The 21,881-nt window shown below is 67.7% G+C and carries 15 protein-coding genes and 2 tRNA genes; 8 read left to right on the top strand and 9 right to left on the bottom strand.

Annotated elements, in window-relative coordinates:
- Nucleotides 1–159: 159 nt before the first annotated feature.
- On the top strand, nucleotides 160–1,728 hold the full coding sequence (locus SYV04_RS34665; protein ID WP_321550291.1) for a tryptophan halogenase family protein: 1,569 nt from the start codon (nucleotides 160–162) through the stop codon (nucleotides 1,726–1,728).
- An 88-nt stretch (nucleotides 1,729–1,816) separates the two neighbouring features.
- Here the strand turns inward: SYV04_RS34665 and SYV04_RS34660 are convergent, their stop codons facing one another.
- The 6 genes from SYV04_RS34660 to SYV04_RS34635 all read right to left on the bottom strand — a co-directional run bounded on the left by SYV04_RS34660 (nucleotide 1,817) and on the right by SYV04_RS34635 (nucleotide 8,018).
- Nucleotides 1,817–2,488 carry a proline and serine-rich protein 1 family protein gene (locus SYV04_RS34660; protein WP_321550290.1) on the bottom strand — a complete coding sequence of 224 codons (672 nt, stop codon included), beginning with the start codon at nucleotides 2,486–2,488 and terminating at the stop codon, nucleotides 1,817–1,819.
- A gap of 136 nt (nucleotides 2,489–2,624) precedes the next feature.
- Complete coding sequence (locus tag SYV04_RS34655) at nucleotides 2,625–3,920, bottom strand: hypothetical protein (RefSeq protein ID WP_321550289.1); 1,296 nt, start codon at nucleotides 3,918–3,920, stop codon at nucleotides 2,625–2,627.
- 155 nt (nucleotides 3,921–4,075) lie between these two features.
- Nucleotides 4,076–5,119, bottom strand: a complete 1,044-nt coding sequence (locus SYV04_RS34650) for a M23 family metallopeptidase (protein ID WP_321550288.1) — start codon at nucleotides 5,117–5,119, stop codon at nucleotides 4,076–4,078.
- Between the two features lie 70 nt (nucleotides 5,120–5,189).
- On the bottom strand, nucleotides 5,190–6,626 hold the full coding sequence (locus SYV04_RS34645; protein WP_321550287.1) for a sigma-54-dependent transcriptional regulator: 1,437 nt from the start codon (nucleotides 6,624–6,626) through the stop codon (nucleotides 5,190–5,192).
- Between the two features lie 19 nt (nucleotides 6,627–6,645).
- Nucleotides 6,646–7,503, bottom strand: a complete 858-nt coding sequence (locus tag SYV04_RS34640) for a family 1 encapsulin nanocompartment shell protein (RefSeq protein WP_321550286.1) — start codon at nucleotides 7,501–7,503, stop codon at nucleotides 6,646–6,648.
- A gap of 26 nt (nucleotides 7,504–7,529) precedes the next feature.
- Nucleotides 7,530–8,018, bottom strand: coding sequence for a ferritin family protein (locus SYV04_RS34635; RefSeq protein WP_321550285.1), 489 nt, complete (start codon nucleotides 8,016–8,018; stop codon nucleotides 7,530–7,532).
- Between the two features lie 107 nt (nucleotides 8,019–8,125).
- Here SYV04_RS34635 and murJ point away from each other — a divergent pair, with 107 nt between their 5' ends.
- The 4 genes from murJ (at nucleotide 8,126) to SYV04_RS34615 (ending at nucleotide 12,433) form a co-directional block, all read left to right on the top strand.
- On the top strand, nucleotides 8,126–9,841 hold the full coding sequence (gene murJ, locus SYV04_RS34630) for a murein biosynthesis integral membrane protein MurJ (protein WP_422724001.1): 1,716 nt from the start codon (nucleotides 8,126–8,128) through the stop codon (nucleotides 9,839–9,841).
- Between the two features lie 216 nt (nucleotides 9,842–10,057).
- Nucleotides 10,058–12,142 carry a S1 RNA-binding domain-containing protein gene (locus SYV04_RS34625; protein WP_321550284.1) on the top strand — a complete coding sequence of 695 codons (2,085 nt, stop codon included), beginning with the start codon at nucleotides 10,058–10,060 and terminating at the stop codon, nucleotides 12,140–12,142.
- A gap of 71 nt (nucleotides 12,143–12,213) precedes the next feature.
- Nucleotides 12,214–12,287, top strand: a tRNA-Met gene (locus tag SYV04_RS34620).
- A gap of 72 nt (nucleotides 12,288–12,359) precedes the next feature.
- Nucleotides 12,360–12,433, top strand: a tRNA-Met gene (locus SYV04_RS34615).
- A gap of 46 nt (nucleotides 12,434–12,479) precedes the next feature.
- Here SYV04_RS34615 and SYV04_RS34610 read toward each other — a convergent pair.
- Nucleotides 12,480–13,271: a hypothetical protein gene (locus SYV04_RS34610; RefSeq protein ID WP_321550283.1), complete on the bottom strand. Its 792-nt coding sequence runs from the start codon at nucleotides 13,269–13,271 to the stop codon at nucleotides 12,480–12,482.
- Nucleotides 13,272–13,292: 21 nt separating this feature from the next.
- Complete coding sequence (locus SYV04_RS34605) at nucleotides 13,293–14,012, bottom strand: 2OG-Fe(II) oxygenase (RefSeq protein ID WP_321550282.1); 720 nt, start codon at nucleotides 14,010–14,012, stop codon at nucleotides 13,293–13,295.
- A 206-nt stretch (nucleotides 14,013–14,218) separates the two neighbouring features.
- Here SYV04_RS34605 and SYV04_RS34600 point away from each other — a divergent pair, with 206 nt between their 5' ends.
- A complete protein-coding gene (locus tag SYV04_RS34600; protein ID WP_321550281.1) occupies nucleotides 14,219–15,466 on the top strand; it encodes a DNA glycosylase AlkZ-like family protein in 1,248 nt (415 codons plus the stop codon).
- A gap of 21 nt (nucleotides 15,467–15,487) precedes the next feature.
- Here SYV04_RS34600 and ppk1 read toward each other — a convergent pair whose 3' ends face one another.
- Nucleotides 15,488–17,650: a polyphosphate kinase 1 gene (gene ppk1, locus SYV04_RS34595; protein WP_321550280.1), complete on the bottom strand. Its 2,163-nt coding sequence runs from the start codon at nucleotides 17,648–17,650 to the stop codon at nucleotides 15,488–15,490.
- A 165-nt stretch (nucleotides 17,651–17,815) separates the two neighbouring features.
- Between ppk1 and SYV04_RS34590 the strand changes: the two genes are divergently transcribed.
- Together SYV04_RS34590 and SYV04_RS34585 are read left to right on the top strand one after the other, a co-directional pair.
- Nucleotides 17,816–21,067: a TonB-dependent receptor gene (locus SYV04_RS34590; protein WP_321550279.1), complete on the top strand. Its 3,252-nt coding sequence runs from the start codon at nucleotides 17,816–17,818 to the stop codon at nucleotides 21,065–21,067.
- 25 nt (nucleotides 21,068–21,092) lie between these two features.
- Nucleotides 21,093–21,848 carry a hypothetical protein gene (locus SYV04_RS34585; RefSeq protein WP_321550278.1) on the top strand — a complete coding sequence of 252 codons (756 nt, stop codon included), beginning with the start codon at nucleotides 21,093–21,095 and terminating at the stop codon, nucleotides 21,846–21,848.
- The last annotated feature ends 33 nt before the right edge of the window (nucleotides 21,849–21,881 follow it).

Raw genomic sequence — 21,881 nt, 5'->3', positions numbered from 1 at the left:
TTATAAGGTTCTGTCCGCTTTCTTGTCCAGCGACGGAGCGAAGGGGCCTCGCCCTCTCAGGAGCCCAACGCATGGGGTAGGATCGGCAATCCAATTACGCTATTCTCCCGGTAGGCCTCAGCCGATTGGTTGTGGCGGCCCTCATCGGGAGAGACATTCATGACAACGCGCGTAGTAATCGTGGGGGGCGGCACCGCTGGCTGGATGACCGCCTCGTATTTGAAGCGGGCCCTCAAGGAGAACGTGGAGGTGACCCTGGTCGAGTCCTCGCACATCAAGACGGTGGGCGTGGGCGAGGCGACTTTCAGCACGCTCAAGCTGTTCTTCGACTTCCTGGGACTCAAGGAGTCCGACTGGATGCCGTCGTGCAATGGCACGTACAAGCTGGCCATCCGCTACGAGAACTGGTCATCCAAGGGCGGGCACTTCTACCACCCGTTCCAGCGGTTCGAGACCATCCAGGGCTTCAACACGGGCGAGTGGTGGCTGAAGCTCAAGCGCAACGAGCTGCCCTTCGACCAGGCGTGCTTCACCATCCCCGCCATGTGCGAGGCGAAGCGCTCGCCCAAGTTCCTGGATGACACGGTGTTCGACGAGGGGGTCAGCGCCTACTTCGATCCGAAGGCGCCTCCGCCCAACAACGTCATCGCCCACCACATGGTGCAGTACCCCTACGGGTACCACTTCGATGCGTCCCTGCTGGCCGACTTCCTGATGAACTACGGGACGAAGCTCGGGGCGCGCCGCATCGTGGACGACGTGCTCGAGGTGGGGCAGCGCGAGAACGGCTTCATCTCCCACGTGCTGACCAAGCAGAACGGGCGGGTGGAGGGAGACCTGTTCATCGACTGCACGGGCTTCCGCGGGCTGCTCATCAACCAGACGCTGAAGGAGCCCTTCATCGCCTTCAACGACGTGCTGCCCAACGACAGCGCGGTGGCCCTGCAGCCGCCCTGGGACGTCGAGGCCAACGGCATCCGGCCCTATACGACGGCCACGGCGCTCAGCGCGGGCTGGGCGTGGACCATTCCCCTCTACCACCGCAATGGCAACGGCTACGTGTACTGCAGCCGCTACCTGAGCAAGGAGGAGGCCGAGAAGGAGCTGCGCGCCTTCATCGGGCCGGCGGCCGAGGGCTGCACCGCCAACCACATCAAGATGCGGGTGGGGCGCAACCACAACTCGTGGGTGAAGAACTGCGTGGCCATCGGGCTGTCCAGCGGGTTCGTCGAGCCGCTCGAGTCCACGGGCATCTTCTTCATCCAGCACGGCATCGAAGAGCTGGTGAACCACTTCCCGGAGGGCGCGGACACCTCGGACGGGCAGCGGCTCAGCTACAACAAGGTGATCAACAACTGCATCGACGGGGTGAAGCAGTTCCTCATCCTCCACTACCGTGCCAGCGACCGGGCTGACACGCCGTACTGGAAGGCGACCAAGACGGAGCTCAGCATTCCGCCTGATCTCGAGGAGCGCCTGAAGATCTGGCGCGCGCGCCTGCCCGGGCACCGCAACATCTACCCGTCGTTCCACGGCTTCGAGGCCTACTCGTGGGCCGTCATCAGCATGGGCGTCAACTACGTGCCGGAGAACCACCTGGCGCTGTTGGATCTGCTGGATCCCGAGCCGGCGAAGAAGGCGTTCGCGGCGCTCCAGGAGCGCTCGCAGCGGCTGGTGAGCACGCTGCCCTCGCACCACGAGTACCTCAAGCACATGCGAGCCCGCTGAGGCGAGCAGGGGCGGCGGCGCTCCAGGATGAGTGCCGCCCGCCCTCGGGGAGGCCTGGGTTGGGGGGCCCAGGCCTCGCCGGTGGAAACTACGGCTGCTGCTCGGCGATCATCTCCGAGTACTCCTCGGCGGAGATGGAGTTGCGCCACTTCGAGGAGAAGCCCAGCGCGTGCTGCGGGTTCACCACGTGGGAGGCCGAGTCCTTGGCCAGCTCCAGGCGGGAGATCTCGTTGCGGAAGAGATCCAGCATCAGGCCGTACTGGGCCGCGGTGATGTAGGTGCGCTTGAGCATCTTCTCCGCCATCTCCTGGCGGGAGATCTCGTTCGACTGGCTCTTGAGCGACTCGTAGAAGCCGGCCCAGGTCTGCGCGTCCATCGGGTACTTGCCGTCGCGCATCATGGAACAGCCCGCGTCGTTCCCGGTGCCACAGTCACGAGCTGCGACCGGCGGGGGGGGAGGGGGCGGGCGGTGACGGGTGGGGGCCTGCTGGTGGACCTGCTCCTGCTCCTGCTCCTGCATGGGCTGCATGCCGGAGCCCTTCACCTTCACCTGCATGTTGGCGCTGTTGCCGCCAGCGCGAACGCGCATGTTCACGTTCTGCTCTTCGCCGTTCTCGTCCTGGCCCTTCATCTGGATGTTGGTCGAGGGCATGCCGTTCTCATCGACCTGGATGTTCATGTTCATCTCCATGTCCTGGGCCAGGGCGGCGGAGGAGGCGAACAGAGAGGACACGAGTACTGCACGCAGGATCTGCTTCAAGGGAAACTCCGTAGCGATGGAAGAGGCGGCAGCCTGCTCGCATGGGCAGGTGCCGTGCCTTCTGTACGCCGCCTGACGGAACTTATTCAAGCGGGGGGCCCCGGAGCTCCTGGAGGCGGAGGCTTGCTGCTCCGCGTCAGAACATGAAGGTTGCTTGGAGGTCCAACCGGAACGTCTTGCCTTCGCTGGCCCGGAAGCGCCGCGAGGGCAGGTCGATGCGGAAGTCGTAGTTGGGGTTGACGTCGCCAGGGCGCTCGTCGATGGCGTCCGGTTGCACCACGAGGTCCTCGCCCGTGAGCGCGTGGTCCGTGGTGTAGAGGAAGGTGCCGGCGGCACGCAGCCGGAAGGAATTGCCAGCGATCGCGGTGGCACCCAGCTGGCCACCCACCTGGAAGTAGTCCTGCGTGGCCAGCAGCTTGCGCAGGGCCGCGCTCAGCTCGTTGTAGTAGCGGCCCGAGGAGACGTAGTTGCCGATGCCGCGCAGATCGAGCGAGAACTTCTGCCCCTTGGTCCGGTCATTGAACGCGGTGAACTCGGAGCCGAACATGAAGCCGCCCTGGTGCGGGTACTTGATGCCGGTCTCCTTGCGGTTCCAGCGCCCCGTGAAGCAGTTCTCCGGGGTGCCCAGGGTGGGTGAGGTGAAGCCCTCTCCAGCAACTTCCGCTCGGTTGAAGCAGTTGGAGTAGATGCCCGGGCCAGCTACCGGCAGCGTGTAATGGACCCGGAAGTAGGGGTCCGCTACGCCCATGCGGCGCGAGAAGGCCGTATAGAAGGTGTACTTGTGTACGCGGTCACCCACGTTGCCGCGGTTGTCCTCAACCGTGTTGTCCAGGCTGGGGTCACGCATCTTCGCGGTGGGGGCTTCGTAGTCGATGCCGACGACCCACATCGGCTTGGTCGGGTCCTTCTCCTCGTTGAAGAAGGCGTAGGCCAGCCCGAAGCGCATGTTACCCAGGCCGCCACGGCGGTGCGTGGAGGGGACGGTGAAGAGCGAAGCGGAATTGGCGGGGTTACTCGGCGTGCAGTTCGTGCGGAACGAACCGTCGGGGTTCACGCAGTTAAGGACGATCGTGGAGTTGGTCGTGTCCGTCCCACTGATGAACCCGTAGCTGTCGTTCTGCTGAAGGATAAGCGGCAGCGAGAACGAGAACTGCAGATCCTGGTAGAGCCCGATCGCCAGATCGATGTTCAGCCGAGAGTCGACGGCCGAGTGCCAGATCTCGGTGTGCTCGCTGATCGTGGTGGTACCAGGTTCTAGCTGCTCGCGGACGATCTTCGATCGGCTCTGCGTGCGCGCGAAGCTCACGTCCAGGAACAAGTCGAATGGATCATCCTCGTCGAGCGAGGAAGCGATGCGGGTAATGTCCGCCGCGTTGGCAGCCAGTGGTGCGCCCAGCAGCAGCGCGGCGAGAACGGCGCGAAGCCTCAACATCCGACCTCCGAAGAGCCCTCAGGGAGCCCCCAGGGCCCGCGGATGCCGGCAGCCCCCTCAGGACTGCTGCTTACGGTGGCCTAACCCCTGGGAACTGTTGAGAAATTGCCAGGGACGCTAGCCCCCATGGTTGGGGGTGTCAAGAAATGGGTGGCTCAGTTTCCGGCGACGGAGGGCGCCAGCAGCGAATCCAGGCGGCGAATCTCCGCCTCGAGCGCCGAGCGCTGCTCCTGCGGCAGCGAGCGCCGGAAGGTGCGGTGGCTGTCGAACGGGTCCAGCACCCGGTCATCCTGCGTCATGAGCTGGTAGTGCAGGTGAGGGGCGAAGGACCTGCCGCTGTTGCCACTGGCGGCGATGACCTGGCCGGTCGAGAAGCGCGTGCCGGGCTTGAGATCGCGCGGCAGCTCCGAGAGGTGGAGGAAGAGCGCGCGGCGACGCTTGCCGCCGAGCTCCTCCAGCTCCACGCAGTTGCCGTTGCCGCTGAAGTTCCAGTTCTTGCGCTTGACGATGCCGGTGAACGGGGCCTTCACGGGGGTGCCCACGGCGGCCTTGAAGTCCACGCCCTTGTGCCGGCGGCCATCGCGCAGCAGCGAGGTGATCTGCTCGTAGTGCTCCAGGGGCGAGTGCTCCAGGCGCATCTCCATCTCCTCTCCGGAGGGCAGGTAGTAGCGCGCGTTGCTGTCGCCCTGGGCCTGGAAGCGGTAGGCGGCGTGCGTCTGGCCGGTCTTGTTGCTGGTGAAGCGCACGGCATGCACCAGCGGCTCCTCGTTCGGGCGCACCTGGTAGAGCACGTCCAGGGTGTCGCCCCGGAGGATCTCGTTGGGCACCGCGACCCACCACACGAGGCTGCGCGTCACCACCTGTGCCAGCGCGGGGCCGACCGTCGGGTCCGTGCCCTGCACGAGCGCCGTCTCCAGCGGGCCGTCGATCTTCACCGAGGCGCGCGCCAGGCCTGCCGCCACGAGCGGATCGGCGGGGGGCGGGGGTGGGGTAGGCGCCGCCGCGAGCGCCGCGCCCGCGTCCGGCGTGGCGTTGGCGGTCACCGCGGTGGGCGCGCCCGAGGGCAGCATCCCGCCCTTGTTCTGCTTCCACCACCACACGCCGCCGGCGACGCCGCCGAGTACCAACGAGACGAGGACGACCGAGCCAAACCGGCTGCGCTTCGGAGGTTGACCGAGAGTGGGGAGAGATGGCCGCATGCTGGCTTCCTGGGTCGAGCGGGTTCGCCGGGCCGAAACCACCGTCTTCACGGCGTTATTTCGGCCTCCGTCATTCGTCCGGGCCTTCGTCCTTGCCTGCTCCCTCGTCCTTCCCATCGGGAGCGGTGTCGCGAAGGCCGAACTCCTTCATCTTCGTCTGCAGGGACTTGCGACTGATCTGCAGCAGCTTGGCGGCCCGGGTGACGTTGCCGCTGGTTTCCTCGAGGGCCTTGGTGATGAGGTCCTTCTCGAGCTCGGCGGACTTCATGCGGATGATGTCCTTGAGCCCGGTCTCGCCGGTGGGCGCCTCCACCGTCGAGGAGCCAGCGAGCGAGCCTGCCTGCCCCCCACCGCCTTGACGGACGGGCTCGGGCAGGTCCTTGGCGGTGATGAAGGGCCCATCGGCGAACAGCAGCACGCGCTCGATGAGGTTCTCCAGCTCGCGGATGTTGCCGGGCCAGGAGTAGCCCTGCAGGGCCGCCATGGCGTCGTCGGCGATGCCCTCGATCTTCTTGTTGAGGCGGCGGTTGTACTTGTCCACGAAGTGCCGCGCGAGCATGGGGATGTCGCTGCGGCGCTCGCGCAGGGCCGGCAGCCCGATGGGCACCACCGCCAGCCGGTAGTACAGGTCCTTGCGGAAGCGCCCGGCCTCGATCTCCGCCTGCAGGTCGCGGTTGGTGGCGGCCACCAGGCGCACGTCCACGCGCGTCGTCTTGATGCCGCCCACGCGCTCGAACTCGCCCTCCTGCAGCGCGCGCAGCAGCTTCACCTGCATCTCCACGGGGATCTCGCCGATCTCGTCCAGGAAGAGGGTGCCCCCGTCGGCCAGCTCGAAGCGGCCGGGCTTGGAGGTGACCGCGCCGGTGAAGGCGCCACGCTCGTAGCCGAACAGCTCCGACTCGATGAGGTTGTGGGGAATGGCCGCGCAGTTGATCTTGATGAAGGGCTTGTCCCGGCGGCTGGAGGCGCCGTGCAGGGCGGTGGCGATGAGCTCCTTGCCCGTGCCGCTCTCTCCGGTGATCAGCACCGTGGAGGGCGTGTCCGCCACCTTGTCGATGATCTTGTAGACCTCCTGCACCTGTGGGGACTCGCCGATGATGGCCGCGCGCGCCTTGATGTCCGGGCGCACCGAGCGACGGGCGTTCTCGTGGGCCTTGGTGGCCTTGTTGATGACGGCCGACAGCTCCGCCTGATCGAAGGGCTTGGTGATGTAGTCGAACGCGCCGGCCTTGATGGCCTCCACGGCGGAGTCCACCGTGCCGTGCGCGGTCATGATGATGACGGGCACGTCCGGGTTGGCGGCCTTGACGGAGCCCAGCACCTCCATGCCGCCCACCTTGGGCATGACGAGGTCCGTCACGACGATGTCTGCGCCGTTCTTGTTGAACTCGGCGAGCCCCTGCTCGCCGTTCTCGGCGACGGTGACGTCATAGCCGTCTCGCCGCAACATGGCGGCGAGCACCTTGCGGAGGTTCGCCTCGTCGTCGAGGACCAGGACTTTGGCCATGCGCGGGTTCGGCGCCCAGTTACTTGCGGGGGGCGCCGCCTTCGAGCGTGCAGATGGCGTCCGGGTGCTTGATGCGCAGGATGAGCGCCTCGAGCACGCGGAAGGGGTGATTCATGCGCGAGGCGCCCAGGTAGGCGGTGACCATGTCCATGGCCACGGCCAGATCCATGTTCTCGCGGCCCGTGGACACCACCACGCCCGAGTCGCCGCGCAGCCGGTTGGACTGGAAGACGCCGTCCGAGGCGAGCTGGCGGATGGTCTCGATCTCGAGCACGCCCGTCTTCTCGAAGATGCGGTGCAGCAGCGAGAACAGGCGCGGCGAGAGCACCACGGCATAGGGCCCGTAGTGGCCGTGCTCGTTGAGCTTCCGAGTGGCCTCGACGATGGCCATGTAGCCGGCGCCCGGGGTGCTCCAGTCGCCCAGCGGCACGGTGAGCCGGCCGTTGGCCGTCATCAGCCCCTCGTGGCCGAGCTTCGGATCCCCGTAGAAGATGAGCTCGTCTTCCTGCTGCGCGCAGAGGGCGGCGGCGCCGGCGGCGGCCGACACGTCCAGCGGCATGTTGTGGATGCGCGCCGCCTCGATGTCCCGCCAGTGCAGCAGGAAGTCCTTGTAGATGATGGGGATCGTCTTGAACTTGCGAGCGTCGGTGAAGACGGTGGCCGTCTCCTGCTCGCCGACGATGTCCACGGCGCCCGGGGACACGCCCTGGTACTCGTCGTGGGGCACCGTCTGCACGCCCGCGCCCAGCGGGCCATAGATGTCCAGGATGCGACGGGCCACGAGGGAACGGCGCGCGACCTGGATGACGGTCTCGTTCAGGCGCGCCCACTCCTCCTCGCGCAGGGGGTTCTCGGCATGTCCAAGGAAGTCAGGCATGAAAGGCTCCTCTAAAGGAGGAATCGTCAGCGGTTGCCGCCACGGCCACCGCCCCCCTGGCGCCGGAGCGATCCCACGGTGAGCGGGTAGGCATTCTCGGAGGGGGGAGCAGTCAGTCCGTACATCAGGCGTTCAGGGGGAAGGTTGACAGCAGGCTCGAAGACCGAGCGGCCGTTGGGGCCAGCCGCGGCAGGCGCGGGAGGAGCCGAGGGCGCGGGGGAAGGCACCGAGGCGGCTGGAGCGCCCACGGCCTTCTGGAAGTGGCCCGGCGCGATGGGCTGGGCAAAGTGGGCATTCTGGGCGGCGTCCAGCAGGCGGAGCATCTGGGTCGCCTCGGCGACGTGCTCCTTCTCCTCGGCGGCCAGGTGGGCGAAGAAGGCGCGGACCTCGGGGTGGCTGGAGGCCTGAGCGAAGGCTTCGTACTCGTTGATGGTCTCCAGCTCGCGCGCCAGCACGCGGCGGATGCGCGCCACGTCGTTCAGCAGCTCGGTGTTGGAGTCGGAGGGACCAGCCATCGCGCAGGGACCATTGCGGCCTGCCGGGGGGACCGTCAAGCAAAACAGTGGTCGGGTGTCTTCTTGCTTCATGGAGGTGAACGTCCCGCGTAGATTGCGACGCCCGCTTGACTGTTCCCCCTCCACGCCAGAGTCCCTCTCCGGATCCCACCCCCAGCGCGCCCGTCCGGCCCCCGGACTCGGGAGGTGCGGGAGGTGGACGGGGCGCGCTGCTCGTGGCGGCGGGGATCCTCGCCTCGCGCCTGATGGGGCTGGTGCGCGAGCGCGTCTTCGCGCACTACCTGGGCAACGCGGAGGCGGCCGCCGTCTTCAAGGCCGCGCTGCGCATCCCCAACTTCCTGCAGAACCTCTTCGGAGAGGGCGTGCTCTCCGGCTCCTTCATCCCCGTCTATGCCCAGTTGCTGGGGCAGAAGGAGCACGAGGAGTCGGACCGGCTGGCCGGGGCCATCTTCGGGCTGCTCGCGCTGGCCACCAGCGTCATGGTGGCGGTGGGCATGGTGGCCACGCCCCTGTTCGTGGACGCCATTGCCCCGGGCTTCGAGGGCGAGTCGCGGGCGCTGGCCGTGCGGCTGGTGCGCATCGTCTTCCCGGGCACGGGGCTGCTCGTGCTGTCGGCGTGGTGCCTGGGCATCCTCAACAGCCACCGGCGCTTCCTGCTGTCCTATCTGGCGCCGGTGGTGTGGAACCTGGTGCTCATCGCCGCGCTCGTCGTCGCGGGAGGGCGGGGGGACGAGGCGTATCTGGTGGAGGTGCTCTCGTACGCGGTGGTGCTGGCGGGCTTCTGCCAGTTCGCCGTGCAGGTGCCCTCGGTGATGCGCCTGCTGGGGCGCTTCCGCCCGTCGCTCTCGGTGGCGAGCGCCTCCGTGCGTCGGGTGCTGCGCAGCTTCGTCACGGTGGTCATCGGGCGGGGCGTGGTGCAGATCAGCGCCTATGTGGACACGGCCATCGCCTCGCTCCTGTCCGAGCGGGCCCTGTCCTCCCTCTTCTATGCGCAGACGATCTACCTCATCCCGGTGAGCCTCTTCGGCATGGCGGTGTCCGCGGCCGAGCTGCCGGAGATGGCCCGCGCCAGCGGCGGCGCCACCGAAGAGGTGAACGCGAAGCTGCGCGAGCGCATCGAGGCCGGGGCGCGCCGCGTGGCGTTCTTCGTGGTGCCCTCGGCCGCCGCGTTCCTCCTCATTGGAGACGTGGTGGCCGCCACGCTGCTGCAGACGGGCAAGTTCACCGCCGCCGACTCTCGATATGTCTGGTACCTGCTGATGGGCTCCTCCGTGGGGCTGGTGTCCTCCACGGTGGGGCGGCTCTACGCCTCCGCCTTCTATGCCTTGAAGGATCCGGGTACGCCCCTGCGCATGGCCATCGTCCGTGTCTCCCTGGGGGCCGCCATGGCCTGGGGGCTCGGGCTGTATCTGCCCGAGGTGCTGGGCCTGCCACGGCACCTGGGCGCCGTCTTCATCACCGTGGCCAGTGGGCTCGTGGCCTGGCTGGAGTCGTGGCTGCTGCGTCGGCAGCTCTCCCGGCGTGTGGGGGCCGCCGTGGGCGCGCCTCCAGGGCTGATTCCCAAGCTGTGGGCCTGTGCCGCCGTGGCGGGAGCCGTGGCGCTGGGCGTCAAACTGGCGCTCGCCCGGGCCCTGGGCCCCATGGTGGGGGTTGCCCAGGAGTGGGGTGGGGGCCTGCTGGCGCCCCCCGCGCTGCACCCGGTGTTCACCTGTCTGGCGGTCGTTCTTCCCTTTGGCGCTGTGTACTTCGCTCTGACGGGAGCCCTGGGAGTCCCCCAGGCGCAGGCGGTGTTCCGCAGGGTGAGAAGGCTCATCCGGCGGTAGAGACGAGGCTGGCAGGTAGGTGAGAAACCGGGCGGTCTTTGGTGGTAAAGAGGGATGGAGCGGCGATCGTGCCGCGTTAAACGAGGATTGGGTTGTGCGCGAAAGGACGCAAGCGACTTCCGTCCCAGCTTGCGCCGTGTGTAGAGTGCGCCGCCTTTTTCAGGAGCCCGGTTTTCCTGAAACCTGGGCAGGAATTCCTTCAGGAAGGTCTCGGCAGTGAGCGACGAGAAGAGCGGCGGTTCTGGAGCAGGTGGGTTTGGCCCTAAGAAGCCGAAGGCCACCTTCGGTGACGTGATGCTCGGTATCCCTTCGGGCCGCGGTGGTGAGCGCGAGGGCGGCCGAGGGGGTGACCGTGGCGGCGATCGGGGGGGTGACCGAGGCCGTGGTGGTCCTGACCGCCGGGGTGGCGGCGAGCGAGAGGCTCGTCCGAAGCCCGAGGGCGAGGCCGGAGGCGCGGCTGCCTCCGCGCCCCGTGAGGAGCGCCGCCCCAAGGGTGGCGATCGCGGCCCGCGTGGCGGCGGTGGTGGTGGCGGCGGTGGCGGTGAGCGCCGTGGCGGGGGCGGGGGCGAGCGCAAGCCGCAGGGCCCGTTCGTCGTCGTGAAGCGTGCCTCGGGCGTCATCGAGACGCGTGGCCCCGTGGGTGACCAGCCTGCGGCCGGGACCGAGACGGCTCCCGCGACGGAGGCGGCTTCGACGGTTGCTCCCGCGGCCGAGGCGTCCGCGCCCACGCCTGCTCCCACGCCGCGTCCGGCTCCGGCTCCGGCTCCGAGCAGCGCCCTCTATGAGGAGGTGCCGGAGAACGAGACCTTCGCCGAGATGTTCGAGGCGCAGGTAAAGGAGGGCGGCGTTCCCGCGCGGCGCAGCGTGCGCATCGGCGAGAAGGTCACCGGCAAGATCTTCCAGCTCGGCGCGGATACGGCCTTCGTGTCGCTCGATGGCGTCAAGAGCGAGGCGATGATCGAGCTGCGCGAGTTGAAGGACGACGAGGGCATCCTGCGCTACGGCGTGGGCGATCCCATCGAGGCGCACGTCATCGAGGCGGGCGCGCGCGGCGTGCTCCTGAGCCGGGCGCTGGCCAAGGGCAGCGCGTCCATGGCCATGCTGGCCGAGGCGCGCGCCTCGGGCATGCCCGTCGAGGGCATGGTGCTGAGCGTGAACAAGGGCGGCGTCGAGGTCGCCATCGGCGACATGCGCGCCTTCTGCCCGATCAGCCAGTTGGACATCCGCTTCGTGGAGAAGCCGGACCAGTTCATCGGTGAGAAGCTGAAGTTCCGCGTCACCGAGGTGCGGGAGCGCAACGTGGTGCTGTCGCGCCGCTCGCTGCTCGAGGAGGAGCAGCGCAAGCTGGCCGACCAGACGCGCAAGACGCTGTCCGAGGGCAAGGTCCTCAAGGGCAAGGTCACCGGCGTGCGCGACTTCGGCGCCTTCGTGGACCTGGGCGGCGTGGAGGGGATGATCCCCGTCTCCGAGATGTCCTACCAGCGCATCGGTCACCCGAGCGAAGTGGTGAAGGTGGGCGAGGACGTGGAGGTGGAGATCCTCCGCATGGAGGCGGCCCAGCCCAACTCTCCGGACAAGGCCAAGCAGAAGGAGCGCATCACGCTCTCCATGCGCGCCCGTCAGGAGGATCCGTTCAAGGCGGCGCTGGCCTCCATCAAGGAGGGCGACCGGCTGCAGGGCAAGGTCGTCCGCATCCAGCCCTTCGGCGCGTTCGTGGAGCTTCGCCCGGGCGTGGATGGCCTGGTGCATATCTCCGCGCTGTCGGATCGCCGCATCGCGCACCCGCGCGACGTGGTGCAGGTGGGTGAGACGATCTGGGTGGCGGTCGAGAAGATCGACACCAACGAGAAGCGCATCGGCCTGCGTCGTATCTCCGAGGAGGACGCGCAGCGTCCCGTCGAGGAGATCCAGGCGCAGCATCAGGCGAAGGAGGCCGCCAAGGCCGCCGAGGCCCAGATTCCTCGCCCGAAGGTGGGCCAGGTCGTCACGGGCAAGGTCGATCGCATCGAGCCCTACGGCGTGTTCCTGGTCTTCCCGGGCGGCAAGGGGCTGATTCCCGCCGCGGAGACGGGCACGGATCGCGGCACGGATCTGCGCAAGCACTACTCGCTCGGCCAGGAGCTGAAGGTGGCCGTGCTGGACATCGACGCGTCCGGGAAGATCCGCCTGTCCATCACCGCGGCCGAGCGTGCGGAGGAGCGCGCGGAGCTGGAGGCCTGGACGAAGACCCAGAAGCCGGCGACCGGTGGCGGCCAGAAGGGATTCGGAACCTTCGCTGACCTGTTGAAGAACAGGAAGTAGCCGAGGGGTGGACTCCGGAAAAAGGAGTTGACGCACCAGGGGGAGGGCGGTACTTAGCCTCCCGCTTTTGCCGCGGGGTGGAGCAGCCTGGTAGCTCGTCGGGCTCATAACCCGAAGGTCGCAGGTTCAAATCCTGCCCCCGCAACTGAAGGTCCGGGGGCCCTTCCGGAATAAACGGAAGGGCCTCTGGTGTTCTAGAAAGAGTCGCAACGGTTATCGCGGGGTGGAGCAGCCTGGTAGCTCGTCGGGCTCATAACCCGAAGGTCGCAGGTTCAAATCCTGCCCCCGCAACTCAGACGGCCCGAGACCTCGAAAGAGATCTCGGGCCGTCTTCTTTTCAGCCTCGGCGCGCGGCAACGACGTCGGCCAGATAGGCGCGAACGGCGGGCTCCGCGGACGAGCGCTGGCACGCGTCCGCTGGACGGAGTTGCTCACGGAGCGTGGTGTAGAGGTCGACGGCTGCGCTCAGCGCTTGAAGGCACTCCGCCGCGTCATGCCTCGCGCAGACCCGCGAGAGCGCTGCGGCCTGGGGAGAAGCCTCGAGCCGTCGTGCGCCCCGCCACTCGCCTCCCTCGGTGAGTCGGATCAACGGTGCCAGTGACTGGGCGCGCAGGAACGCCAGCATGTCCAGGCTCTCGAAGAGTTCGCCGCGCTGGATCTTGTCGAGGCCATAGTGAATCCAGATCCAGAAGCGATCTTCGATCCACTGGGCGGAAGGTGCCGTTAGTGGCTTCGGTCGGGTGGCGCGCAGGCGTGAGGTGATGACGCCCTCTCGCTCGAAGAGGACCTCTGGATCCTCGATGCGGACATCGAGTTCGGCCACGGAGATGAACTTCAGGTCCACATGGAGCAGGGGAGGACCGTACAGGCAGATCAGCAGGCGAGGCTCGCCGACATGCTCTCCCGTGAAGCCTTGGAGTAGAGGCCCTGCGGCTCGCGCGATCGCGGTGCGCTCCTGGGCGATGGTGGCGCGCAGCGCATCCGAGAGTACGAGGACGAGATCCAGGTCCGAGAACGCGTCCATCTGCCGAGTGAGGAATGAGCCACCGGCAGCGACACCCAGGATGCGAGGGTCCGCGCGCCAGGCTTCGAGCGCGGCGCTCAGGAACTCACGGTGTTGGGGAGGCATGTGGTCCATGCCTTCTTGATATCACCGCGGACTGGGGGGGGAGGCGTGCCGCTCCCGGTGTGAGTCCAGATAGGCCCCGAAGCCCGCTTTGGAATGGATGCGGAAGGGAGTGATGCGCGCCAGGGCCTCGGGGCCAAAGGTGTACTGCTCACAGACCAGGCTCGCGCGCAGCGCTCCCTCCGGGCCGCCCGTGAAGGGTTGGACCTCGTGCTGGAGATCTCCGCGGAACTGCACGAGCAAGCCAGGGCGGGGACGCACATGGCCTACGGGGCGATCCTCCCGCAGTAGACGCAGAGCGCCGCCTTGGATGCCTGTGGGCACCTCCAGGTAGAGGACGCTGACGTGCTCGGGCACCGCGCCTGGAACGCCGCTGGGTTCCTGGAGCGTGGCGTCGATGTGCCGCCCCACGGCCTTGCCCTCCTCGAGCAGCAGCAGGTTCACGTAGAAGGCGTTGGGACGAGGGCGCTCCTGGCGCGGACCGAAGAGCCGCTCACGCCAGGGCCTCAAGCCGCGCGTCGTCGCCGGATCCCGCACCCGTGCCAGGTAGTCCGTGAGGAAGGGGAAGCGCTCCAGCAGCGTGGCCTGGCCCGCCTCGGTGAAGACGAAGGCGAAGCCACGGCTGGCCTCGAACGTGCCCATGAGCGGGCTGCTCGCCACGAAGCGCGATGAGAGCAACGCCTCCCGGAGGGAGCCGAGCTGGGGGCCCGCTAACGCGGCGCGGTGGGTGACGTACTCGCTCACGCGCTGAAGCGTAGCGGGTTCTGGCCAGGGTGGGGACTTCAGTCCCCGGAACCTTGCAACTGGCCCGGTGAGTTTCTCGCCCTCCAGGCAGGCGTCAGCGGGGGGCCGTGGGTTGCCTTTTCAAGCCCAGAGGGACGTTACTCCATGGGTCTCTTCCGTTGCTCCACGGGCATCTGCTTAGACTGCGCGCTCCTCGGAGGAACGACATGGCCCGCTCCACTCCCGCACTCACGCTCACCCTCGATCGCGCGCGTGGGCACTGGCACCGCCGGCAAGGGCTCGCCGAGCCGGGGAAGGGGAGCCTCGAGGAGATCGTCGCCTCCACGAGCTGGCCCCGCACGCTCGGAGGCGTGGACGTCTACCTCGCGGTTCGTGCGCGCCTGCCCAGCCTGCGCCGGCAGGACCTCGATGAGGCGGTGGCTCAGTCCCGGCTCCAGGTCATCCCCGCCGTGCGTGGCTGCATCTATCTGGTGCCCCGGGCGCAGGTGCCGCTCGTGCTGCGCTTCGCAGAGGACCAGTCTCGCAAGCGCATCGAGAAGGAGATGGAGAAGGTCGGCGTCCCCCAGAAGGAGCTGGCCGATGTCGGGGAGGCCGTGATCAAGGCGCTGCGCAAGGGGCCACTGACGACGGACGCGCTGCGCAAGGCCCTGCCCGAGGGCGTGGTCCGCAGCCTGGGCGAGAAGGGTAAGAAGGTGGGGATTTCCTCGACGCTGCCGCCCGCCCTGCGCCACCTGGAGTTCGAGGGCAAGGTGGAGCGCACCCTGGACACGGGCCGGCTCGACACCGAGCGCTACCACTGGCGGCTGCCGGCGAAGAACCCCTTCACGGGCGCCAAGGTTCCGAGCGACGTGGCCGAGCGGAACGCGCGTCTGGCGGAGATCTTCCTGCGGCAGACCGGGCCGGTGGCGGTGGCGAGCTTCGCGGCCTGGTCAGGGCTGTCGCAGCGAGATGCCCGCGCGGCCATGGAGCGTCTGCCCGTGGTGCCGGTGGTGGTGGAGGGCTACGACGACGAGGCCTTCGTGCTGGAGCAGGACGTGGCGGTCCTGAAGGAGGCGGTGCCCGCGGCCACCTCCATCTCGTTGCTCTCGTTCGAGGACAACTACCTCACCTTCCACGGAGGTCCCGGGCTGCTCACCGAGCTGAAGCACCACGGGGTGAAGGTGACGAAGTGGGGGAACACGAAGGGCACGACGCTGGGAGACGTGAAGCACGTCTCGGCACGCACCCTGTTCGATGGGGACAAACTGGTCGGCTTCTGGGAGTTCGATCCGTCCTCCGGAACCGTCGCGTTCAGCACCTTCGACCCGCTGCCGCCCAAGCGGAAGCGCGCGGTCCAGGAGCAGGCCCAGAGCGTCGCCACCTTCCTCAAGGACGACGTGGGGCACGCGCGCAGCTTCAGCCTGGACACCATGGAGGCCGTCCAGGAGCGCGCCGACCTCATCAAGAAGATGTGAGTCGGCGCGCGACGGCCCCGCTCAGGACGTCGGCCGACCGGTGGTGGCCTGAGCCAGGCGCACCGCGCGGTCCATCAGCTCGCTCTGGGCCCAGCGCTTCTCGCCCTGGGGTGCCCGCCGGCGCCAGGTGCCATCCGCTTCGAGATCCCACGCGTGGGTGTTGTCCGCGAAGCACCGATCGAGCAGGTCTCGTATCTGGGAGAGCAGGTTCGCATCCTCCACGGGCGTGAAGGCCTCCACGCGGTGGTCGAGGTTGCGCGGCATCAGGTCCGCCGAGCCGATGAAGCACCGCGTCTCGCCACCCCGATCGAAGAAGTAGATGCGCGCGTGCTCCAGGAAGCGCCCCAGTGTGGACACCACGCGGATGTTCTCCGAGACGCCCGCGAGCCCGGGGCGCAGGCAGCAGATCCCTCGGATGTTGAGGTCCACCTTCACTCCGGCACGAGAGGCCTCGTAGAGCGCGCGGATCATTACCGGGTCCACCAGCGCGTTCATCTTCATCTGGATGCGTGCGGGGCGCTCCGCCGAGTGGGCGGCCACCGTGCGGCGAATCTCCGCGAGCAGTCCTTCGCGCATGTTGATCGGCGCCACCAGCAGCTTGCGGAAGGACTTTGGCCGGGCAAAGCCCGTCAGGTAGTTGAACAGGTCCGCCACGTCCGCGCCGATCTCCGGATCCGTGGTGAACAGCCCCAGGTCCGTGTAGAGCCGCGCCGTCTTCGGGTTGTAGTTGCCCGTGCCGATGTGGACGTAGTGCCGGATGCGCTCTCCCTCCCGGCGGACGATGAGAATCGCCTTGGCGTGCGTCTTCAGCCCGGGGATGCCGTAGACGACATGCACTCCCGCCTCCTCCAGCGAGAGCGCCCACTGGATGTTGGCGCGCTCGTCGAACCGGGCCTTGAGCTCCACCATGCACACCGCCTGTTTGCCGCGCTCCGTGGCGCGGATGAGCGCGGGCACCAGCGGTGAGCTGTCCGACGTGCGGTACACCGTCTGCTTGATGGCCAGCACATCCGGGTCCTCCACCGCCTCGGTGACGAAGCGCTCCACCGAGGTGGAGAAGGACTCGTATGGGTGGTGAACGAGCAGATCTCCCCGGCGCATCGCCGCCATCACCGTGCCGCCGCCCTCCGCGTCCACCTCGGGCCGCAGCCGGGGCTGGGTGATGGGCGTCCACGGTGGATCCCTCAGCTCGGGGAAGCCGGGCGTGGCCACCACCGCGTGCAGATCCGCCAGCGCCAGCAGGTTCTGCTCCGCGTACACCTGCCGCGGCTCCAGCCCCAGCGCCTCCTCCAGCGGCTCGAGCAGCTTGGGGTTCATCCCCGCCTGCACCTCCAGGCGGATGACGTCCCCGAAGCGGCGCTGGCGCAGCTCGGTCTGCACCGCCACCAGCAGATCCTCCGCGTCCTCGGACACGGTGAAGTCCGCGTCTCGGGTGACGCGGAACAGCCCGTAGTCGAGCACCTCCATGCCCGGGAAGAGGGTGCCCAGGTGGTGGGCGATGACATCCTCCAGCGGGACGAAGGCCGAGGTGCCCTTGATGGGCAGGAAGCGGGGCAGCAGCTCCTTGGGCACCTTCACCCGGGCCACGTTCTCCACCTCCGCCACCGGATCGCGCAGCAGCACCGCCAGGCTCAGCGAGAGGTTGGAGATGTACGGGAAGTGGCGCCCCAGCCCGATGGCCAGCGGGGTGAGCACCGGGAAGATCTGCTCGCGGAAGCGCTGGTCCACTTGCGCCCGGGCCTCCGCGTCCAGCTCCTTCATGGAGAGGATGCGCAGCCCCTTGTCCGCCAGGGCTGGGCGCAGCAGCCGCTCGAAGCAGTGGCTGTGGCGCCGCCCTTGCTCGTGAAGGCGCGCGTGCAGCTTGTCGAGCGTCTCCCCCGGACTGGTCCCATCCGGGACAAGCCGCGCCACCCCTCCCGTGCGCGCCTGTTCGTGTAGCCGCGCCACCCGGATCATGAAGAACTCGTCCAGGTTGCGGGCATAGATGGCGCAGAACTTCAGCCGTTCCAGCAGGGGCACCGAGCTGTCCTCGGCGAGCTGGAGCACCCGGTCGTTGAAGGACAGCCAGGACAGCTCCCGGTTGAAGAAGAGGTTGAAATCCGAGACCTCCACTCCTGCGGGGATGATGTCCCGCTCGCTGGGCTTCTGACTGGCCCCCCGGCTCCTGGAGGCGCGCTTCGGCATACCCGGACTCCCCGTCTGGATTCGCTACAACCCGGCAAAGGTGTGGCCGGTGGGCGCCAGACGCCATCGGCCCACCGCGTCATTCCGGCCTACCCCTCAGATGGGATTTGGGCTCACGTCGGGTTTGAGACAGAGTGCGCCCCGCAAATGTCGGGAGGGGTCATCGTGTCTAGACGTGTTCATCTCGCCCGTGGGCTGTGTCTCGTGGCCGTATTGCTCGGCTCGGGGGCGCTGGCTCAGGGTAACTCGGTCATCACCGGCACCATCTTCAACACGGAGAACAAGCAGCCACTCGTGGATGCCGTCGTGACGGCCACGTCCCCCTCGCTCCAGGGCGAGCGCACGGTCCTCACGGACAAGACCGGCCTGTATCGGCTGCCGCAGCTGCCGCCCGGCGACTACACCCTCCGCGTGGTGGCGGATGGCTTCCGGCCGTATGAGCGCGGTGCCATCGCTCTGCGCATCGACCGGACCATCCGCGTCAACGTGGAGCTGCTCCCCGAGTCCATGAGCGAGGAGCTGATCGTCACGGCCGCTCCGCCCACCGTGGACCTGGGCTCCAGCTCGATGGGGGTGAGCATCGACGCCGACTTCCTCAAGAACGTGCCCGTCATCCGTCCCGGCTCGAAGGGCTCGGCGTCACGCTCCTTCGAGTCCCTGGCCGAGCTGGCCCCCGGTGCCGTGGATGACCGCTACGGCGTGAGCGTGAGCGGCAGCAGCTCGCCCGAGAGCCAGTTCGTCGTGGATGGCCTGTCCGTGAATGACCCCAGCGTGGGCACCCTGGGCACGCCCCTGTCCGTGGAGTTCGTCAAGGAGGTCAACGTCATCACCAGCGGCTACATGCCCGAGTTCGGTCGCTCCACGGGTGGCGTGCTCAACGTGGTCACCAAGTCCGGCTCGAATGAGTTCCACGGCTCGGTCTTCGCCAACGTGGCCCCGGGTTTCCTGCAGACGACGCAGACGGCGGTCCAGAGCTCGGGCACCGTCATCACCGCCCAGGGCCGTCCGTGGAACCTGGGCGACTTCGGCTTCGATCTCGGCGGCCCCATCGTCAAGGACAAGCTCTGGTTCTATGCGGGCGTGGCGCCCTCGTTCAATCGCATCCGGGTGGAGCGCCAGCTCAACACGCTGGACATCTGCACCGCGCGGGACGTGGAGAACGGCTGCAGCGGGCCGGGCGTTGCTCGGATCGATCCGGTGACCCGCTACCAGATCTCGACGCCCATCGAGGGCACGCGCGTCGACCGGTTCGCGGACGAGCGCAGCCTCCAGTACACGGCCAAGCTGACCTACCTCTTCAGCCCCGATCACAACCTGTCGCTGTCCGTCTTCGGTGTCCCGCGCTCCTCGGGCGGGCAGGGCAAGTACTCCTTCAGCGATGACGGCGATCCGGAGGTGTGCTCCGGGCTGTCCTGCACCGCGTTCGTGCAGGGCGCCTACAACTCCATTGCCACCCAGCGGGAGAACAACGCGCTGGACCTCGTGGCCAAGCAGTCCTCGTCCTTCTTCAACAAGAAGCTGCTCATCGACGCCACGGTGGGCTGGCACCACCAGGAGGACTCCATCCTGCCCTCGGATGACTCGGGGCTGAACACGGGGGAGGGGCTCTCGTCGCAGTCGCGCATCAACTGGCGGCGCACCCGTCGCGAGGGTGTGGCCGGTGGCCGCGCCGTGCGCGACTACCACAGCATCACGGAGTTCGAGTCGCTGCTGGATCCTTCCATCTGTGACTCGCCCATGGAGCTGCCCGAGCACCAGCGCGCGACGCGCTGCCCGGTGACGTCGTACGCGACGGGCGGGCCCAACACCATCAGCATCCAGGAGCTGGATCGCATCCAGGGCAAGGTCCTGGGCACCTACCTCTTCGAGGCGGCCGGCCACCACATCATCAAGGCTGGCTTCGATCTGGAGCGGACGAGCTTCTACAACAACCGCGCGCGCACCGGCGGCACCCCCTGGACTGAATGCACTGACGGCACGTGCTTCTTCACCTCCACCCAGTACGGCTTCCTGGAGGCGCCGGACCAGCCCGTCTTCCTCCCGAACAAGGAGGGCACCTCCCGCTCGATGACGATGGGCGGCTTCATTCAGGACAGCTGGGCCGTCGCCGACAAGGTCACCCTCAACGTCGGCGTCCGCTATGACGTGCAGACGATCTGGGGCCTGGACGACAAGGTGGGCCTGTACCTGCCCAACCAGTGGTCGCCGCGCCTGGGCCTCATCTACGACCCCACGCAGCAGGGGCGCTCGAAGCTCTTCGTGAACTTCGCGCGCTTCTTCGAGAACGTGCCGCTCGACATGGCGGATCTCTCGTTCCCGCAGCAGCAGCTGCTCACGTCCACGTATGACACGCCGCCGTGCAAGCCCTCGGAGCTCGACAGCCTGGAGAGCGACTGCACCCTCGACGAGAATCGGCAGGTCATCGGCAACCCGGAGAACCCCAACCAGGTCTGGGGCGACGAGGGTGGAGACCGGGTCCCCGTGGATCCGCAGATCAAGCCTCAGTCCGTGGACGAGTTCGTCGTCGGCGCCGAGTACGAGGTGCTGCTGGGTCGCTTCGGCCTGGCCTATACGCGCCGCGAGCTCAACGACGTCATCGAGGACATGAGCCGGGATGACGGCAGCACCTTCTTCATCGGCAACCCGGGCAAGGGCTACTCGACGGACTTCCCGGAGGCCGTCCGCAAGTACGACGGGGTGAGCCTCTACTACCAGAAGAACTTCTCGAACAAGTGGCTGGCCCAGGCCAGCTACACGTGGTCGCGCCTCGTGGGTAACTACTCGGGTCTGTTCCGCGCGGACACCGGACAGCTCTCGCCCAACCTCACGCGAGACTTCGACCTGCTGTCGCTGACCTTCAACCGGTACGGACTGCTGCCGGGCGATCGCACCCACAGCCTCAAGGCCTTCGGTGCGCGCGAGATCGACATCACCCGCGGCATCAGCCTCAACCTGGGCGGCGGGTACCGGGGTCGCTCCGGCACGCCGCTCAACTACCTGGGCGCCCACCCGCGTCGCAGCGGCTCGGAGACGTTCATCCTTCCGCGCGGCGCTGCTGGACGGACGCCCTGGGTCCACAACTTCGATGGGCACCTGGCCTACAACCAGAAGCTCGCCGGCAACTACACGCTGAGCCTCTCGCTGGACGTCTTCAACATCTTCAACTTCCAGCAGTACACGGCCGTGGATCAGACCTTCACCTTCACCCGCGTCATGGCCCTGGAGAATGGCCAGGCCACCGCGGCGGATCTGGAGGCCTGTCGGTCTCAGCCGGCGTCCCAGCCTTGTACGAAGGTCGTCACGGCCACCGCCACGCCGACGCCCATCACCTCCGGGGAGATCAACCCCAACTTCAAGCGTCCGATTGCCTACCAGTCGCCGCGGTCCGTCCGCCTCGGCGCCAAGATCAGCTTCTAGCCAGCTCTTCCGGAGAACACCTTCCATGAAGCGAAACCTGATGGAACTGGGCATGGGCGTGGTGGCCGTGGCGCTCATGAGCAGCGGCTGCAACACGCAGGACCCCGAGCGGCAGTGCTCGGTGGCGCGGGCCTCCTCGGATGGCTCGTTGGGCTCGTTCGCCGCCACCTACACCTTGAAGGAGGGGCAGGATCCGGAGGCGGTCTGCGCCCAGCTCGAGTCCGGGGCCGTGGGCCTTCAGAAGTACTTCAATCGCGATCCCAACGCGCCGGACAGCGTCGCCATCCGCACCGAGCGGATGAACGAGCTGCTGGAGCTTTACTCCTCTCGGCAGGATCCGGACTCCTCGCACGAGCCTTACGCGCTGGGCTCGCTGGCGAGCGAGCTGCCGGGGGCGGACAACTTCTGCACCGTGCCGGAGCTCGCACCGGCGCGCCTGGAGGTGCCGGCCTCGGGGGCCGATCCCGCGCAGAGCTTCGCCTATGAGTGGTCCAACCTGCGCATCTACAACACGCCGGAGATCCCCGGTACGCAGTTCGTCGCGGACCTGCGCTACACGGAGAACGGCTGCACCGCGGAGTACCAGGTGAAGGGCATCTGGCCCGTGGTGGGCTGCGCGACGGGCTCGAGGCCGAATGATGACCTGTGCGATCCGTATCCGAACCCGGAGCAGGGCCGGCTGCGGGGCTCGGGCATCAACCCCCTGTTTCCGGTGAAGTGCGACCCGGTCGCGTTGATCTGCGTGCTGACCGGAGACGTGCCCTCGCCCTCGAAGCCCTGAATCCGGGTGCCTTCCGCCCCGCTGGAGTCCGGC

The sequence above is a fragment of the Hyalangium ruber genome, assembly GCF_034259325.1.
Taxonomy (GTDB): domain Bacteria; phylum Myxococcota; class Myxococcia; order Myxococcales; family Myxococcaceae; genus Hyalangium_A; species Hyalangium_A rubrum.
The sequence above is the reverse complement of the archived record's forward strand: the minus strand, read 5'-3'. Positions and strand labels throughout refer to the sequence as shown.

Coding starts and splice junctions, on each gene's coding strand:
- SYV04_RS34665 (WP_321550291.1), top strand. CDS start 160: ATGACAACGCGCGTAGTAATCGTGGGGGGCGGCACCGCTGGCTGGATG.
- SYV04_RS34655 (WP_321550289.1), bottom strand. CDS start 3,920: ATGTTGAGGCTTCGCGCCGTTCTCGCCGCGCTGCTGCTGGGCGCACCA.
- SYV04_RS34650 (WP_321550288.1), bottom strand. CDS start 5,119: ATGCGGCCATCTCTCCCCACTCTCGGTCAACCTCCGAAGCGCAGCCGG.
- SYV04_RS34645 (WP_321550287.1), bottom strand. CDS start 6,626: ATGGCCAAAGTCCTGGTCCTCGACGACGAGGCGAACCTCCGCAAGGTG.
- SYV04_RS34640 (WP_321550286.1), bottom strand. CDS start 7,503: ATGCCTGACTTCCTTGGACATGCCGAGAACCCCCTGCGCGAGGAGGAG.
- SYV04_RS34635 (WP_321550285.1), bottom strand. CDS start 8,018: ATGGCTGGTCCCTCCGACTCCAACACCGAGCTGCTGAACGACGTGGCG.
- SYV04_RS34610 (WP_321550283.1), bottom strand. CDS start 13,271: ATGCCTCCCCAACACCGTGAGTTCCTGAGCGCCGCGCTCGAAGCCTGG.
- SYV04_RS34600 (WP_321550281.1), top strand. CDS start 14,219: ATGGCCCGCTCCACTCCCGCACTCACGCTCACCCTCGATCGCGCGCGT.
- ppk1 (WP_321550280.1), bottom strand. CDS start 17,650: ATGCCGAAGCGCGCCTCCAGGAGCCGGGGGGCCAGTCAGAAGCCCAGC.
- SYV04_RS34585 (WP_321550278.1), top strand. CDS start 21,093: ATGAAGCGAAACCTGATGGAACTGGGCATGGGCGTGGTGGCCGTGGCG.